13 protein-coding genes and 2 pseudogenes are annotated in these 14,482 nt (G+C 63.7%); 1 reads left to right on the top strand and 14 read right to left on the bottom strand.

Annotated features, from left to right (window positions below; all coding sequences use genetic code 11):
• Positions 1-89: 89 nt before the first annotated feature.
• A pseudogene (locus B5M41_RS00075) lies at positions 90-641 on the bottom strand (hybrid sensor histidine kinase/response regulator); the annotation flags it as partial.
• 264 nt (positions 642-905) lie between these two features.
• Between B5M41_RS00075 and B5M41_RS00070 the strand changes: the two are divergent.
• Entirely contained in the window at positions 906-1,277 is a 372-nt protein-coding gene (locus B5M41_RS00070) for a response regulator (RefSeq protein ID WP_134652646.1), read from the top strand.
• A 99-nt stretch (positions 1,278-1,376) separates the two neighbouring features.
• Here B5M41_RS00070 and B5M41_RS00065 read toward each other — a convergent pair whose 3' ends face one another.
• The 13 genes and pseudogenes from B5M41_RS00065 to B5M41_RS00005 all read right to left on the bottom strand — a co-directional run.
• On the bottom strand, positions 1,377-2,369 hold the full coding sequence (locus B5M41_RS00065) for a sensor histidine kinase (protein WP_230639929.1): 993 nt from the start codon (positions 2,367-2,369) through the stop codon (positions 1,377-1,379).
• Positions 2,370-2,379: 10 nt separating this feature from the next.
• On the bottom strand, positions 2,380-2,838 hold the full coding sequence (locus B5M41_RS00060) for a response regulator (protein ID WP_134652650.1): 459 nt from the start codon (positions 2,836-2,838) through the stop codon (positions 2,380-2,382).
• Between the two features lie 3 nt (positions 2,839-2,841).
• Positions 2,842-5,010: an ATP-binding protein gene (locus B5M41_RS00055; protein WP_134652652.1), complete on the bottom strand. Its 2,169-nt coding sequence runs from the start codon at positions 5,008-5,010 to the stop codon at positions 2,842-2,844.
• Between the two features lie 256 nt (positions 5,011-5,266).
• Positions 5,267-6,622, bottom strand: a complete 1,356-nt coding sequence (locus tag B5M41_RS00050) for an amidase (protein ID WP_134652654.1) — start codon at positions 6,620-6,622, stop codon at positions 5,267-5,269.
• Between the two features lie 2 nt (positions 6,623-6,624).
• A complete protein-coding gene (locus B5M41_RS00045; RefSeq protein ID WP_134652656.1) occupies positions 6,625-7,857 on the bottom strand; it encodes an ABC transporter substrate-binding protein in 1,233 nt (410 codons plus the stop codon).
• An 8-nt stretch (positions 7,858-7,865) separates the two neighbouring features.
• Positions 7,866-8,933 (bottom strand): CobW family GTP-binding protein, encoded by a 1,068-nt coding sequence (locus tag B5M41_RS00040; RefSeq protein WP_134652658.1) that lies wholly within the window; start codon positions 8,931-8,933, stop codon positions 7,866-7,868.
• Positions 8,926-9,258, bottom strand: a complete 333-nt coding sequence (locus B5M41_RS00035; protein WP_134652660.1) for a hypothetical protein — start codon at positions 9,256-9,258, stop codon at positions 8,926-8,928. The genes B5M41_RS00040 and B5M41_RS00035 overlap by 8 nt, the downstream gene beginning before the upstream one ends.
• 56 nt (positions 9,259-9,314) lie before the next feature.
• Positions 9,315-10,196, bottom strand: coding sequence for a polysaccharide deacetylase family protein (locus tag B5M41_RS00030; protein ID WP_134652662.1), 882 nt, complete (start codon positions 10,194-10,196; stop codon positions 9,315-9,317).
• A gap of 37 nt (positions 10,197-10,233) precedes the next feature.
• Positions 10,234-11,328, bottom strand: a complete 1,095-nt coding sequence (locus B5M41_RS00025) for an ABC transporter ATP-binding protein (RefSeq protein ID WP_134652665.1) — start codon at positions 11,326-11,328, stop codon at positions 10,234-10,236.
• A gap of 68 nt (positions 11,329-11,396) precedes the next feature.
• On the bottom strand, positions 11,397-12,629 hold the full coding sequence (locus B5M41_RS00020; RefSeq protein WP_134652667.1) for an ABC transporter substrate-binding protein: 1,233 nt from the start codon (positions 12,627-12,629) through the stop codon (positions 11,397-11,399).
• Between the two features lie 72 nt (positions 12,630-12,701).
• Entirely contained in the window at positions 12,702-13,469 is a 768-nt protein-coding gene (locus B5M41_RS00015) for an SDR family NAD(P)-dependent oxidoreductase (RefSeq protein WP_134652669.1), read from the bottom strand.
• 14 nt (positions 13,470-13,483) lie between these two features.
• Positions 13,484-14,218, bottom strand: coding sequence for an SDR family NAD(P)-dependent oxidoreductase (locus B5M41_RS00010; protein WP_134652671.1), 735 nt, complete (start codon positions 14,216-14,218; stop codon positions 13,484-13,486).
• Positions 14,218-14,482: pseudogene (locus B5M41_RS00005) on the bottom strand (ABC transporter permease); the annotation flags it as partial. The pseudogene B5M41_RS00005 and the gene B5M41_RS00010, both read right to left, overlap by 1 nt.

The following is a 14,482-nucleotide window of genomic DNA, read 5'->3' as shown; positions in this document are numbered from 1 at the left end:
TAAGGTCCTTAACACGGCGTGCGAGGGTTTCAGAGGGAAACGGTTTCGTCACCACCTGCATGCCGCGCTCCAGATGGCCGTGGTTCAAAGCCGCTTCGGCCTTTCTGCGGATCAAACCCGAAAGCCTCGGCGAAACCCTCATCGACCGTGAAGCGGTCCGAAGGAACGTCCCAGAACCATGTGCCTATGATGGCACCCGCGGCCATCGCGAGCTGGACACGCTGTATGTTGTAGCGCGCACGGCTCTCGCTCTCGCGCAGGGCCGCCTCGGCAAGCTTGCGCGCGGTCACGTCACGGAACAGGACCGCGACCTGGCAGAGGCTTTCAGGCTCGATACGGGTTGCTGACACTTCGATGAAGCGGCCGACCGCCTTGAATTCCTGTTCGAAACGAACCGCCCGTCCGGTGCGCAGGACACCCCCATACAGCTCCAGCCAGATATCCGCATTGGCGGGCTCGATTTCACGGAGGCGCTTGCCGACGATATCGGGGATACCGGTGTGGCGCTCGTAGCCGGAATTGGCCTCCACATGCACATAGTCGCTCATGGGACCTTCCGGCCCGTCGATGAAGCCGATAATGCAGAAACCGTCGTCGATCGCCTCGAACAGCGCGCGGTATCGCGCCTGCGCGCGCAGCATGGCGCCCTCGGCCGTATCGGCTTCCGCCTCCGTCCCCAACGCGCGAAGACGAACGACCTCGCGTTCGAGTTCGTCTCGGGACAACGCTTTCAAATCCACTCAAAAATCCGCCTTCGGTGCAACGCTTGCATAACATAGGAGCCGGCCGCCAATTGCCAACGGTGCTCAGCTCCCACCGAAACAACTTTGCTGCCGATATTGAACAAGGCCGACAAGGCTCTACTTACAGCGAGCGCTCGCTAACAGGAAATATCGGAATATCAAGTGAACAACGGATTTGAAAACAAGCGCGTCCTCATTCTGGAGGACGACCCGCTCCTGGCTCTCGACCTGGAGGACTTCTTCACCGACCTCGGTGCGAGGGTCGTCGGTCCCGTGTCCAGCGTCGAGCAGGCTTTGCGAGCGGTCTCCGAAGGCATCGACGCTGCCGTTCTGGATCTCAATTTGCGCGGGGTCTACTCCTATCCCGTCATCGAACAACTGGACAAGGCAGGCACCCCGCTCGTCGTCTGCTCGGGCTATGCCGAACTTCCGGAAACGCAGGCGGATCTCAGCAATGTCGTGCTCCTGCCAAAGCCCTGCGACCTCAGCCTCCTGCATCGCCGCCTGTTGGAGCAGATCGACAAGGCATCCTAGAGCATTTCCGGTAAACTCCGGTTCACCGGAAATGCTCTAGATCCCTGTTTTTACCGCATTATCCGACGCCGAAGCGACTTCGCTCCGGCTGGAAATGCTCTAGGTCACGGGAAGCGGAATGCTGATCTCCGCCGCAAAGCCCTGATCCTTGTAGTCGAGCCTTGCCTGACCCTCGAGTTCATATTCGATATTGGTCTTGATCAGCTGCGTGCCGAAGCCCTCGCCGTCAGGCGTCGCAACACTTGGCCCGCCGCTTTCGGACCATGTGAAGTGCAGAATAGCGCCTGAATTCGTGTCCTGCTGGACGAACCACTCGATCGCCACACGCCCCTGATCATTCGTCAGAGCCCCGTATTTCGCTGCGTTTGTGACGAGTTCGCTGACCACCATGCCGATCGAAAGCGCGGCCTTCGGATCGAGCCGAACGAGATCGTGACGGCCGAAATCAAAGCGTGACAGATCGGCGTTGTAGGGGCGTACCGCCCTGCGGAAGACGTTGAGAAGCTCGGTCTCATCCCAGTTGCCTTCGAAAAGAAGCTCGTGGGCATCTGCCATGGCGCGGACACGGGCAACAAGCTTCGCCTCGAACTCGGCGACGGTGGCGCAGTTTCGACCGGTACGGCGGATCAGCGACAGGACGACGGCGAGGTTGTTCTTGACGCGGTGGCTGAGTTCACGGACCAGCAAATCCTTCTGTTGTTCGATCCGCTTGCGCGTGTCCCGTTCGCGCGCCTCGTTCAGCGCCCGCGTGACGGCCGCCGGCAGGCGCACCAGGCGTTGCTTGAGGACATAATCGGTCGCGCCCTTGCGGAAGGCCGCAATCGCCGCCTCTTCGCCAAGCACCCCAGACACGAAGATGAACGGCGCACCGGGCGCGGCCGACAGCGCGACATCGAGCGCGGCCATGCCGTCAAAGTCCGGCAGGGAAAAATCGGAGAGAATGATATCGAAGCTCTCGCGCGCGAGCGCGGCCTCATACGCCGCCCGCGTCGCGACCCGGGTCAGGGTCACCGTCCCCTCCAGACCTTCGAGCTGGGCTTCGATCAGTTCGGCATCGACGGCACTGTCTTCCAGAAGAAGAATCTTGGGCATGCAATCCATATCAGCTCCCGCCACGTTGCCGGGACTTCGGCGGGGGCTCGTTGAGCAGCGCCCAGAACACGCCGAGGTCCTGGATCGCCTTGAAAAACTGGCTGAACTCGACCGGCTTCACGACAAAGGCGTTCACGCCGAGTTCGTAACTGTTGACGAGGTCCTGCTCTTCGCGAGAGGACGTCAGCATAACGATGGGAATGTGGCGCAGGTTCCGATCGCCCTTCACCTTGGCCAGCACCTCCAATCCGTCCACCTTGGGCAGCTTGAGGTCCAGCAGCACCACGGCAGGGTCGCCCGGTTCGCGCGTGGCGAATGCCCCGTCCTGGTTCAGGAAATCGAGCGCCTCGGCGCCGTCGCGCGCAATGATGATGTCGTTGGCGATCTGACACTTCTCCAGGGCCGTCAAGGTCAATTCGAGGTCTCGGGGATTGTCTTCCACCAGCAAGATGGGCCTCAGGTCGGACACGCGTTACTCCTCCGGTAGAACGGGCAGGAAAAAAGTGAAGCAGGCGCCGCCATCGACCGTACCCGTGGCATCAACGCTGCCGCCATGCCTTTCCACGATGCGTTTGACAAGTGCAAGACCGATACCGGTTCCCTCGAAATCCTCGCTGCGCTGAAGGCGCTGGAAGACACCGAAGAGCTTTGCCTTATAAGCCATGTCGAAGCCGACGCCATTGTCCTGCACCCGGTATAAAAGGCCGCCATCAACGGGCTCGCCCGATATGTCGATGCGCGCGGGCGCGCGCGGGCGGGTGTACTTCACGGCGTTTTCGATCATGTTGTGCCAGACCTGACGCAACAGTGCGCCGTCGCCCCGTGTCATCGGCAGATCCCCGACCCGCCATTCGATAGCGCGGTCCTTGATATCTTCGGCCAGGCCCAGCCGCACTTCCTCGACGAGTTTGTTCATATCGACCTTGCCGCTCGCCAGCGTCGCCCGTCCGAGATGGGAGAATGTCAGGAGGTCATCGACCAGTTCGCCGGCAGCCAGCGCCGAGTCCGATATCATCTTGAGATAATGGCGCGAACGCTCGTCGAGATTTTTCTCGCGCTCGGTCAGGAGCTGCGAGAAACCGACGATGTGCCGGAACGGCGCGCGAAGATCATGGGAGATCGAATAGGAGAACGCCTCCAACTCCTTGTTGGATTTCTGCAGGTCGGCCGCAAGCCGCGCCAATTGCTCGGCCTTCTTCAGGACGATCTCGACAATGGAGGCACGAAGATCATGTGCCGCGCCGATCTCCGCCTCATGCCAGGGCGCACTCCTGTCACGTACGCTTTCCCGCCATGCCTCGAAAGACTTGCGCGGATGGATCCGGCCGCTTTCGCGCACCACCTTGTGCGGATCGCCGCCCCAGGTGACGGTTCGGATGACCTCCGGCCGGAACCAGACGAGCCAATTGTCATCGCTTTCGGAGATGCGGCACGCGAGAATGCCGCAGGCGGTCTCCGTCACGCTCCTGTCGTCGAAACCGGCGGCAGCCAGGCAGTCCGTCGCATAGACATCGGATGCGATGCCGTTTTCGGACAGCCATTGCGTCAGCCGGCGCACCGCCTCCTCGTCCGGCGCATCTCCCACCCGCGAGAAGCCGTTCTGCGAGAGGATCGCCGCACCGGACGCGCGTGTGAGGGCCAGCAGAGTGTCGGACGCATTCGCCAGCCCGTCGTCCCAGCGGTCCGCATCGGCCATGGATGCCAGGAGCTTCGTATGCAGCCGCCCGAGCTCGACGCCGATGGCCGCCGTTTGCGCACGCGAGGCAGCACCGATCTGCATCGCAAGGCTTTGAGCGACGAAATTGCAGGCGTCGCGCACCCGGACCGGAACGATATGCGGCTGGCGGCTATGGCAGGCGAGCAGGCCCCATAACCGGCCGTCGATCAGGATCGATATGGACATGGACGACAGCGTGCCCATGTTGCGCATATATTCGAGGTGGACGGGCGACACGCTGCGAATCTGCGTGAACGTCATGTCGACCGGCGCCAGGCCCTGCTCCTCGTCCAGGGCGAGCAAGGGCACGGGCGTATAGTCGGCGTCCGGGATCAGGCGCAAGGGATTGAGACGATAGAGGTCGCGCGCCTGGGCGGGGATGTCGCCCGCCGGGAAGCGCAGATCCAGATAGGACGGCAGCGTGCCGTTGCCGGCTTCCGCGACGACGTGGCCGTTCCAGTCCGCATCGAACCGGTAGACGAGCGCACGGTCGAAGTTCGAGAGCTGGACGATCAGCCGGGCCGCAGCCGAAAGCGCGTCGCCCAGTTCGATGTTGCCGGCCATCTGTTGCGCGAATGCGGTCAGCCGCGCGAACGGATCGTCCATCGCTTCCGATGCGGCCCGCTCCAGCTCCACGATGACGCGGCCATCATGAAGATGCACGGCGATATCGAGCGGATAGCCGGGCGCAGCGAGGCGCGCCGGGAGAGATCCCGACGCCTTCCAAGCGGCAAGCTCGGGCGAAAGCACCGCGGCAATGCCGGCTGCATCCGTACCGGCGATGTCGGCGACATTCGCGGAAACCTGCAGAATGCGGAGATCGGCGGGATCGAGCACGAGCAGCGCGCCATGCGGCTGGACCGATCCGGGAACGTGGATGGGTTCGCGCGCGCAGCTATCGAGGTCAACACCGTTTGCGTGCATCAAATCCTCCGTCGGCAAAACGCAAACAACACCCAGATGCGCCTCACATCACCACCGGCCCGACGTCACGGGTCGGCATCCAAGCCCTGACAGCCGCAAAGCCGTTCATTGCTCAATGTAAGGCCCGAAGCGTGTTTGGAAAGGCCAGAACGGCACATCCCTCACGTAAGGGGAAGGCCCGGCCGCGGATTTTTACCCCGGATGGCACGAACGCGCTGAATCGGAAAGGCTTTACCCGAAACCGGCGGCGCAATTGTCAGCCAAGCAGGCTTTCCACGGCACCCGCCACCGCAAGGAGGGCGTCGTCGCTATCCTTCGGGCCCGAGACGAGGAGGCCCACCGGCATGCCGGCCGCGCCCGTGCCGCATGGCAGGGAAACGCCGCAGACGTCGAGGAAATTGCCGATCAGCGTGTTGCGCAACGTTTTGGCATTCGTCGCGAAGAACAAGTCTTCATCGTCGAGCAGGGGCTGAACTGCCGGCGCGACATGAGGAAGCGTCGGGCTGATGAGGAAATCGCCAGGGCCGAGGCGAGCCGTAAACGACGCCATCAGCCTTTCGCGCGCTTCAAGCGTCGCGATATAGTCGGCGAGGGAAATCTTCTCACCCATGAGCGTGCGCTTGACGACGCGCGGGTCCATGTCAGCCGCCGCCGCGCCCGTGATGCGCTCGCGGTGAAGCACATAGGCCTCGGCGGTTACCAGCGCACCGTGCCTGGCCATCAGGTCGAAGATGGCGGCGAATTCCGGAAAGGCTTCGCGACGGACGCGGGCACCCGCCTTCGCCAGCCGCTCGACGGCCGCCTCGAAAGCCGTGACGACCTCTGGTTCCGCGCCGTCGAACATCACGGTCTCCGGGACGACGAAGGAGAGGTCGGAAACCGCCACGCGCTTCAAGACACCGGCGGCCGGCGCGCCGCGCATCGCCGCATCGATCCAGACCGCATCCTGCACGGTATGGCAGAGCGGCCCTAACGAATCCAGGCTCCTTGCCAGCGGAAAGACCCCATCCATCGCGTAGCGCCCGCGCGTCGCCTTGTAGCCGACGACGCCGTTGAAGGCGGCGGGAATGCGCACCGATCCGCCCGTATCCGTGCCGATGGAGACGGGCACAAGCCCGGCGGCGACCGCAACGCCGGAGCCGGACGACGAGCCGCCCGGAATACGGTGCTCACCCTGCGGCGAAGCCGGATTGCGCGGCGTGCCGAACGTCGGGTTGATGCCGAGGCCGGAGAAGGCAAACTCGCTCATGTTGACCCGTCCGACGCTCACCATGCCGGCATCGGCAAGCGCACGCACCACGGCCGCGTCCTGTCTGGCGGGCGCGCTGTCCTTAAGCACACGGGAGCCGGCGGTGGTCGGCAGGCCCTCGATGTCGAAAAGATCCTTCCAGGCGAGCGGCACGCCTTCGAGAACGCCGCGCGAACGGCCTTCCGCCAGCCGCTTGCGGGAGGCCGCTACCTCCATTCGCGCGCGCTGGGCCAGCACCGTCGTGAAGATGGTCTGGTCCGGGTGGCCGGCAATGGCGGCGAGCGTTTCCTCCACGAGATCGACCGGGTCGAGCGCACCCGACTGGAGAAGAACCGAAAGCTGCGCGATCGAGCGAGGGGTCATGCTCAGATATCCTTGTCTGCGCGACCGACCAGCTGCATCCAGCGTCGGACGAGGTAGTTGTGTTCATCCATGGTGGTGTTCCAGACGGCAATGCTGTTGGCACGCTGCCAGTAGGAACCGCCGCTGCGCACCGCGCCGCGCCTGATGCGGACGGTTCCATCCGGCCCGGGCAGGTCTTCGCGCGCCGGAAGCCCCTCGTACCAGTAGTCCCATTCCGCTGGCGTCATATAGCCGCGCGAGCGCTCCGGCGTCGAGATGTAATAGCCCTGCCGCGCCACCACGGCACCCGGCCAACCGGAAATCCACCAGTTGAGATATTCATAGGCGACATCGAGCATGCGGCCGGACAGGTTGCGCGACAGGCAGAGACCGCCGTGCCAGGCGCGGTACCCTTCCGCGGGCGCCGCCTGCTCGACGGGCAGGCCCTGGCTGTTGAGAATGCCGATACCCGTCGACCACATGCTCTGGATATCGGTGTCGCCGTCGATCATCAGCCGGGCGGCATCCTCGGCCGTACGCCAGAAGCTGCGGAAGAAGCCCGCCTTGCGACGCGCCTCCAGGATATCCACCAGTTGATCGATCTCCGCGACGGTCATGTTGCCGATGTCGCCGAAGGTCATCAGGCCGGCGGCCTGGGCTGCAAGTGCCGCATCGAAGATGCCGATGGCCGGCTCGTCGACCAAGGCGGCCCGGCCGCTCCAACGCTCGTCCAGAAGGGCGGCCCAGCTCGCCATGCCCGGCCGGTGCTCCACGGCATCGCTCCGATAGGCGAAACTGTCGAAATTGTGGGTCGTCGGCAGCATCGAGATGCGCGCTGTCGGCGCGTCACCGAGCGCGAGGCTCGGCTGCACATAGAGCTTGCGCGCCGGAACATCGCCCAGCCCCATGCGGGCGCTGGGACCGATCTGGCCGGTCTTCGTCAGATCGTTGATTTCGTCCCACAGCGTTATGCGCGCCGTCTCGATGGGCTGGATGGCCCGCCAGTACCAGACGATATCGAGATTGTGGAAACACTGATCGTAGATATCGTAGCTGTCCGGCTCCTGCGCGGCCTTGTGCTGGGTCACGATAAAATCGTTGTTGTCGAAGCAGATATCGATGCCCAGATCGGCCTCCGCCTTGAGCCGCAATTCCTCCAGGAGAGAGATTGCGGTTCCCAGCACGCGCAGCTTCGGGCGTCCGGCGGTGTGGACGGCCGGAGCTGCTGGAACCGCTTTCGGGGAATGCTTGTTCATGAAGGGCTCTAGGCGTTCCGGATCTGCGCTGCGGCCTCTGGCTGTGGACGGGCATCGCTGTTCCCGGCAAGCGCGAAGGCGTTGAAGGACCGTTTCAACAGGTTCGCATCGAGACCGTCAACAATAAAGACGAGGCGCGAGACACGCTCCCCAAGAGGCCACGCATCGAGGTGCACCGGCGGGTGCACGAGATGCTGTACGCCGTGCACGGCGACGGGGCGATCCTCGCCCACGAGGTCGAGGATGCCCTTCACCCGCAGCACACGTTCGCCATGCCGGTTGAGCAGCATGGTGAGCCAGATCCCGAAGCCGGTCCAGTCGATCGGCCTGTCGACGGTGATGACGAAGGAGGAGATGGCCGTATGCAGCGCCACGCCCTCGGCCGTCACCCGCAACGTCGGCGTATCGCAGTAGAAACCGCTCGGCGACTGGAGCTTGGTGGCGCGCTGGGCCACATCGTCACCGAAAAGCGCATCGGCATCCGGATCGTCGCTGCCGGCCATGATACGCTGGGCATCCGGGTTGAACTCCGTCAGGCGCGACAGGAGGCGGCTCAGGCCGGCCTTGTCCTCGCACAGATCGGCCTTGGTGATGACGAGCCGGTCGGCGATAGCCGCCTGCCGGGTGGATTCCACATAGGTATCGAGCTGCGCCAAGCCGTTGACGGCATCCACTGTCGTGACGACGGTGCCGGCCCGGAAATGGTGACGCAGAACGGGATCGGATTTCAGCGTGGAAAGCACCGGAAAAGGGTCCGCCAGACCAGTGCTTTCGATGATCACACGCGTGAAAGAGGGCACGAGGCCACGGTCGCGCTTGGAATGGAGCTCGCGCAGCGCATCGGCAAGCTCGCCGCGCACCGTGCAGCACACGCAGCCCGATTGCAGCAGAACCATCGTGTCGTCGATACGCTCGACAAGATGATGATCAAGGCCGATCTCGCCGAATTCGTTGATCAGAACGGCGGTATCGGCAAGCGCGGGAGCGGCAAGCAGCCGCTTGAGCAGCGTCGTCTTGCCGGAACCGAGAAAACCGGTCAGCAGGTGGACGGGCGTGAAGGCGGGCATCTCAGCCATGGTTCGCCTCTTCCATGCACGAAATCAGCTGCGGGTCGAGCGGATCGCACACCCGCCCGGAAAGCCGCTCCGCCGCCGGCCAGAGATGGCCGAGGTCCTCGATCATCTCGCTTTTGCCAGTGCGGGTCGCCAGCACAAATGCAGACCCCTGCCAGTCCGAGACGCTCATGCCGAAGGCCGACAGCACGCTGTTTGCCGCCGAAACGCGCCGGGCACGTTCGCGCCGGCGGTCGAGCCGCTCGACATTGCGCGTGAAGACGCCGGGCCGGGCGACTGCATCCGTCCAATGTTCGTTTCCGCCGATGACGCCGCACAGCGAACACATAACGCCGTTCCTTTCCGAACCGGGCAAGGGAGCGGGCAAACCCGCTCCCTCGATATTTACTTCTGGCGCGGGAAGCGCTTGGCGAAATCGTCCGCGATCTCGTTCATCGTGACGAACTTCACGCCCGGATGCTTGATCATATGGGCATAAAGACGTTCCAGCATCATCAATACCTGCGGGCGCCCGGCGACGTCAGGGTGGATGGTGATCGGGAAGACGGCATAGTCCATCTCGCGATAGACCCAGTCGAACTGGTCGCGCCACATCTGCTCGATGTCGTGCGGATTCACGAAGCCGTGGCTGTTCGGCGATTTCTTGATGAACATCATCGGCGGCAGGTCATCGAGATACCAGGAGGCCGGGATTTCGATGAGGTCGGTCTCATGACCGCGCTTCAAGGGCACCATCCAGTCGGACGGCTTCCTGGAATAGTCGATCTTCGTCCAGCTGTCGCCGACACGCACATAATAGGGCGTGAAGTCGTTGTGCATCAGCGAATGGTCGTACTTGATGCCGCGCTCGAGCAGCAGCTCGTTGGTGACGTTGGAGAACTCCCACCAGGGCGCGACATAGCCGGTCGGACGCTTGCCGGACAGCTTGGTGACGAGCTCGATGCACTTGTCGAGCACTTCCGTTTCCTGCTCGCGGGTCATCGCGATCGGGTTTTCATGGGTGTAGCCGTGGATGCCGATCTCGTGGCCGGCATCGGCAACAGCCTGCATCTGCTCAGGGAAAGTCTCGATGGAGTGACCGGGGATGAACCAGGTCGTCTTGATGCCGAAGCGTTCGAAGAGCTTCAGAAGCCGCGGGCTGCCAACCTCGCCGGCAAACAGGCCGCGCGAGATATCGTCGGGCGAATCCTCGCCGCCATAGGAGCCGAGCCATCCGGCCACGGCATCGACGTCGATGCCGAAACTACAAAAAATCTCTTTTGCCATGGGGTATCTCCTTGGTTCCCTACGTGTTTTCGAATTGTCAGTGGGCTGGAATGACCGTCGCTTCGGCGGGGTTCCAGCTCAAAAGGACGGGCGTGCCGGCCGGGAAGCTGCCCGGGCGGTACTTATCGACATGGGCTTCCAGCGAGACGGATCGGCCGTCGCCCAGCCGTGCCGTCAGATGCGCGATATGGCCGACCACCTCCGACCGTTCGATCCGGGCGTCGACGCGATTCTTGGCGCCCGGGGCCGTCCCCTCACCCGCGACATAGACCTCGATCGCTTCCGCCGGCACGACGAGGTTAACGCGGCCCTTGTGGGCAACGGTCCCGTTGGCCCGGCCGGACAGCGTGCCGATGCCGGTCGTGACCACGACGTCCTCGCCCTCGTTGCCGGCCACTTCGCCCGAAAGGACGGTGTTGCGGCCGATGAACTGCGCGACGAAGGGCGTGTTCGGCCGGGTGTAGAGCTGGTGGGGCGGGCTCACCTGCTCGACCCGACCCTGGTTCATCACCACGATGCGGTCTGACAGCGCCAGCGCCTCGGACTGCGCGTGGGTGACGAAGATGAACGTGACGCCGAGGCTCTTCTGCAAAAGCTTCAGCTCGTTCTGGATGGCCTTGCGCAGGTTCGCGTCGAGCGCGCCGAGCGGTTCGTCCAGCAACAGAATATCCGGTTCCACGACGAGGCCGCGTGCCAGCGCGATGCGTTGCCGCTGGCCGCCGGACAGCTTGTCGGGCTTGCGGCTCGCAATATCCTCAAGGCCCAGCGTCGCGAGGATGCGGTCGACCTTCGCATCACGCTCGGTCTTGGCGATGCCCTTCACATCGAGCCCATAACCCACATTCTGGCGCACGGTCATGTGGGGGAAGAGCGCATAGTTCTGGAAGATCATCGACGTCGGGCGGCGCTGCGGGGGAACGTCGTTCATGCGCTCGCCGCGGATCAGCATGTCGCCCGAGGATATGCCTTCGAAGCCGGCGATCATGCGCAAGGTCGTCGTCTTGCCGCAGCCCGACGGCCCAAGAAAGGCGATGAACTCGCCCTTGGTGACGGACAGGTTGAAGTCGATGACGGCGGGCGTTCCGTTATCATAGACCTTGCCGACGGATTTGAGTTCCAGGTCGAAAATCATGGGGACATCTCGCGAATTGTCGGTCCGTGGACCGGGGCCATGCGCGCCCCGGTCCACACGTCTTGGGATCAAGCGTTGAGGAATTCGTCCCACTTCTGGATGAGGTGGTCGTATTCTTCCGGCCACTGGTGCCAGTAGGCGACGTTCTTGGCGCGCTCCTCAAGGGAGCCGCCGTCGCGCAGGTCGCCTTCCTTGATGCCGCGCTCTTCCGCGCCGACCCAGGGCTTGCCCTCATACCAGAAGGCGTATTTCTCCGGCGCCATGACATCCTTGATGTTGGTGGACGGCGAATAGTAGCCCTGCTCGGAAACCGTGATGCCCGGCTCGCCCGACAGCCAGTAATCGGCATAGGCGATGACGGCGTCGCGGTTGGTGGTGCCAGCGATCATCGACGGACCGATGGCCCAGCCGCGATAGCCTTCCTTCGGAACGGCATACTTCGCCGGCTTGCCCTGTGCCTTTACGGCCATGACGGCCGGCTGCCATGCGTCGGAGACGACCATTTCGCCAGATGCCATGAGGTTGACGAGTTCGCCGAAATCGCCCCACAGCGCGCGGAACTGGCCTTCCTTCTTCTTGGAAATGAGAAAGGCCGCGGCCTCGTCGATTTCGGCGGCGGTCGGGTTGCCCGGGTTCTTCACGTCGGACAGGCCGAGCGAGTTCATGGCCATGATGGCCTGGCCGAAAGCAATCAGCGGGTCGGTATTCAGGCCCGACTTGCCCTTCCACTTCGGATCGAAGATGCAGGCCCAGGTATTGGCCTCTTCCTCGGAAACCACATCCGGATTGTAGCCGATCGAGTCGTAGTTGTAGACGGCCGGAACCATGTTGAGCACGGTCTGCGCCTCATCGGCCCAGATCTGGCCGACGATCTGCGCGGAACGGTCCCACTTGTCGCTGGCCGTGGTAAAGGTATCGCGGATATTGGCCCAGTTCTTCAGCGAAGCGGCCGGAATCGTCTCGACATTGTCGGTCATGACGATGGATGGCAGGCGCTCGGCGATGATCTCCCAGCAGTCATAATCCTTCGAGCCCGAAAGGATCTTGGTCTGCGCGTCGGGGAAGGTCGCTGCCGTGCCCGAGGTGCCGCCGACGCCCGATTCCTTCTTGAACTCCTCGAGAATGCGCTCCTGCACCGTGACGGAAAGACCGATGGTGCGCAGTTGCTGGCCGGCGAGATCGGCGGCCTGCGCAAATGCCATGCGCGAGGACAGGAACGGCGTGCCGCCGCCCATCGCAAGCGCCATCACTCCGGCCGAGCGCTTAAGGAGCGAGCGGCGATTTATTTCCGACTTGAACATATCTCTTCTCCAGTTTGTTTGTCGTTCCCTGGAGCCGTTTTGCGGCCCCTGTTCTCCGCCCTTTGGGGGCGGCTAGTACCGGCCCACCAGCAGGCCACCATCCACGACCAGCACCTGCCCGGTCATGTATCTCGCATTGTCGGAGGCGAGGAATGCAGCGACATCGGCGATGTCCTCGCCCGTGCCGAGCCGTCCCATCGGAATGAATTCGGCCGCCTTTTCAGCACCCGCCGGCCCGAGCGAATTCTCTTCGGAGAGGAGCTGGGCGGTGCGGATGTAGCCCGGCGCGATGCCGTTCACGCGAACGCCGTCGCGCGCCATTTCAACCGCCAGACCGCGCACGAGGCCGACGACGCCCGATTTCGCGGCGGAATAATGCACGTGCTCGTCCCAACCATAGGCGACACCCATGATGGACGAGAGCGCGATGACCGCGCCGGAGCGTCTGCTGCGCATGCCGGGCGCGGCCGCGCGCACGAGCCGGAAGATGCCCTTCAGGTCGATATCGAAGGTCAGGTCCCATTTTTCGTCGGTGAGGTCGGCAAGCGGCGTGCGATGAGCAATGCCGGCATTGGCGACGATCACGTCGATGCGGCCATGCCGCGCCTCGATATCGGAAACCAGCGCATCCGTCGCGGCGGTGGAACGAACGTCGTAGCGATGGAATTCCGCCGAGCCGCCGGCCGCGACGATCGCCTCGGCGGTCTCGCGACCTTCCGTTTCGAGGATATCGGTGACGACGACGTGGTCGCCGAGCGCGCCGAAGGCTTTCGCGGTTGCCGCGCCAATGCCGATGCCGGCCCCGGTGACGATGACGATGCGTTTGTTTTCTGCAGGCATGGTTTTCTCCGGTATCAAAGCATCACGTCGCCGGAATTCGGTCCGAGCGTCTGTCCGACAAAAAGGCTGGCGGCGGGGGATGCGAGGAAGGCGACGGTCTCGGCCACCTCTTGCGGCTCGCCGAAGCGGCCAAGCGGCAGGCCGGCGCGTTTGGCGTCACGCCACTCCTCTGAAAGCTGCATGACGAGCGGCGTGTTGATCGGCCCCGGCGCAACGGCATTCACGCGTACTCCACGAGCCGAAACCTCGCGGGCAAGCGCCTTGGTCATGCCGATGATCGCAGCCTTCGCGCCCGAATAGTGCACCAGCTCGACGCCACCGATCTGGCCGAGCTGCGAGGCGACATTGACGATGACGCCCGCACCGGCCGCCAGCATCGCGGGCAGCACGGCCTTGGTCATCAGGAACGTGCCGCGCACGTGGACCGCGAACATGCGATCGAAGTCGGCCACGTCGAGGTTTTCGAACAGCGCCTGATGCGCGATGCCGGCATTGTTGACCAAAAGCGTGACATCGCCATGCGCGGCGATCGCGGCGCGGTGAATGGCGGCCGCATCCGCTTCGCTCGACACATCGCCGGCCACGCCCACGGCCTTGCCGCCTGCACCGCGGATTTCGTTTGCCACCGCCTCGGCACGGTCAAGCGAGAGGTCGTTGACCGTCACGGCATAACCGTCTGCGGCGAGCTTCAGCGCGATGGCGCGGCCGATGCCGGAACCCGCACCGGTGACGAGAGCGACGCCACTCATCACGCCTCCTCCTGAATGGCCATGCGCTTGGCGCGTCTGACGGACATGCCCATCAGCACGGCATAGGTGCCGAGCAGCGCGAAGGAGAACAGCGTGGTCAGCACACCGAAGGCGAAGACGTTCGGATGCACTTCCACGGAGAAGGTGCCGTAGATGGCGAGCGGCAGCGTCAGGTCACGGCCCGAGGCGAACAGGGTGCGCGAGAACTCGTCATAGGACAGCGTGAAGGCAAACAGCATGGCCGACAGCACGCCGGGAAAGATC

Source organism: Shinella sumterensis, from assembly GCF_004514425.2.
GTDB classification, from domain to species: domain Bacteria; phylum Pseudomonadota; class Alphaproteobacteria; order Rhizobiales; family Rhizobiaceae; genus Shinella; species Shinella sumterensis.
Note: the sequence above shows the minus strand (reverse complement) of the source record. Positions and strands in the feature narration are given on the sequence as shown.

Coding starts and splice junctions, on each gene's coding strand:
- B5M41_RS00055 (WP_134652652.1), bottom strand. CDS start 5,010: ATGCACGCAAACGGTGTTGACCTCGATAGCTGCGCGCGCGAACCCATC.
- B5M41_RS00035 (WP_134652660.1), bottom strand. CDS start 9,258: ATGTGTTCGCTGTGCGGCGTCATCGGCGGAAACGAACATTGGACGGAT.
- B5M41_RS00040 (WP_134652658.1), bottom strand. CDS start 8,933: ATGGCTGAGATGCCCGCCTTCACGCCCGTCCACCTGCTGACCGGTTTT.
- B5M41_RS00045 (WP_134652656.1), bottom strand. CDS start 7,857: ATGAACAAGCATTCCCCGAAAGCGGTTCCAGCAGCTCCGGCCGTCCAC.
- B5M41_RS00015 (WP_134652669.1), bottom strand. CDS start 13,469: ATGCCTGCAGAAAACAAACGCATCGTCATCGTCACCGGGGCCGGCATC.
- B5M41_RS00065 (WP_230639929.1), bottom strand. CDS start 2,369: ATGCCCAAGATTCTTCTTCTGGAAGACAGTGCCGTCGATGCCGAACTG.
- B5M41_RS00010 (WP_134652671.1), bottom strand. CDS start 14,218: ATGAGTGGCGTCGCTCTCGTCACCGGTGCGGGTTCCGGCATCGGCCGC.
- B5M41_RS00020 (WP_134652667.1), bottom strand. CDS start 12,629: ATGTTCAAGTCGGAAATAAATCGCCGCTCGCTCCTTAAGCGCTCGGCC.
- B5M41_RS00025 (WP_134652665.1), bottom strand. CDS start 11,328: ATGATTTTCGACCTGGAACTCAAATCCGTCGGCAAGGTCTATGATAAC.
- B5M41_RS00050 (WP_134652654.1), bottom strand. CDS start 6,622: ATGACCCCTCGCTCGATCGCGCAGCTTTCGGTTCTTCTCCAGTCGGGT.
- B5M41_RS00030 (WP_134652662.1), bottom strand. CDS start 10,196: ATGGCAAAAGAGATTTTTTGTAGTTTCGGCATCGACGTCGATGCCGTG.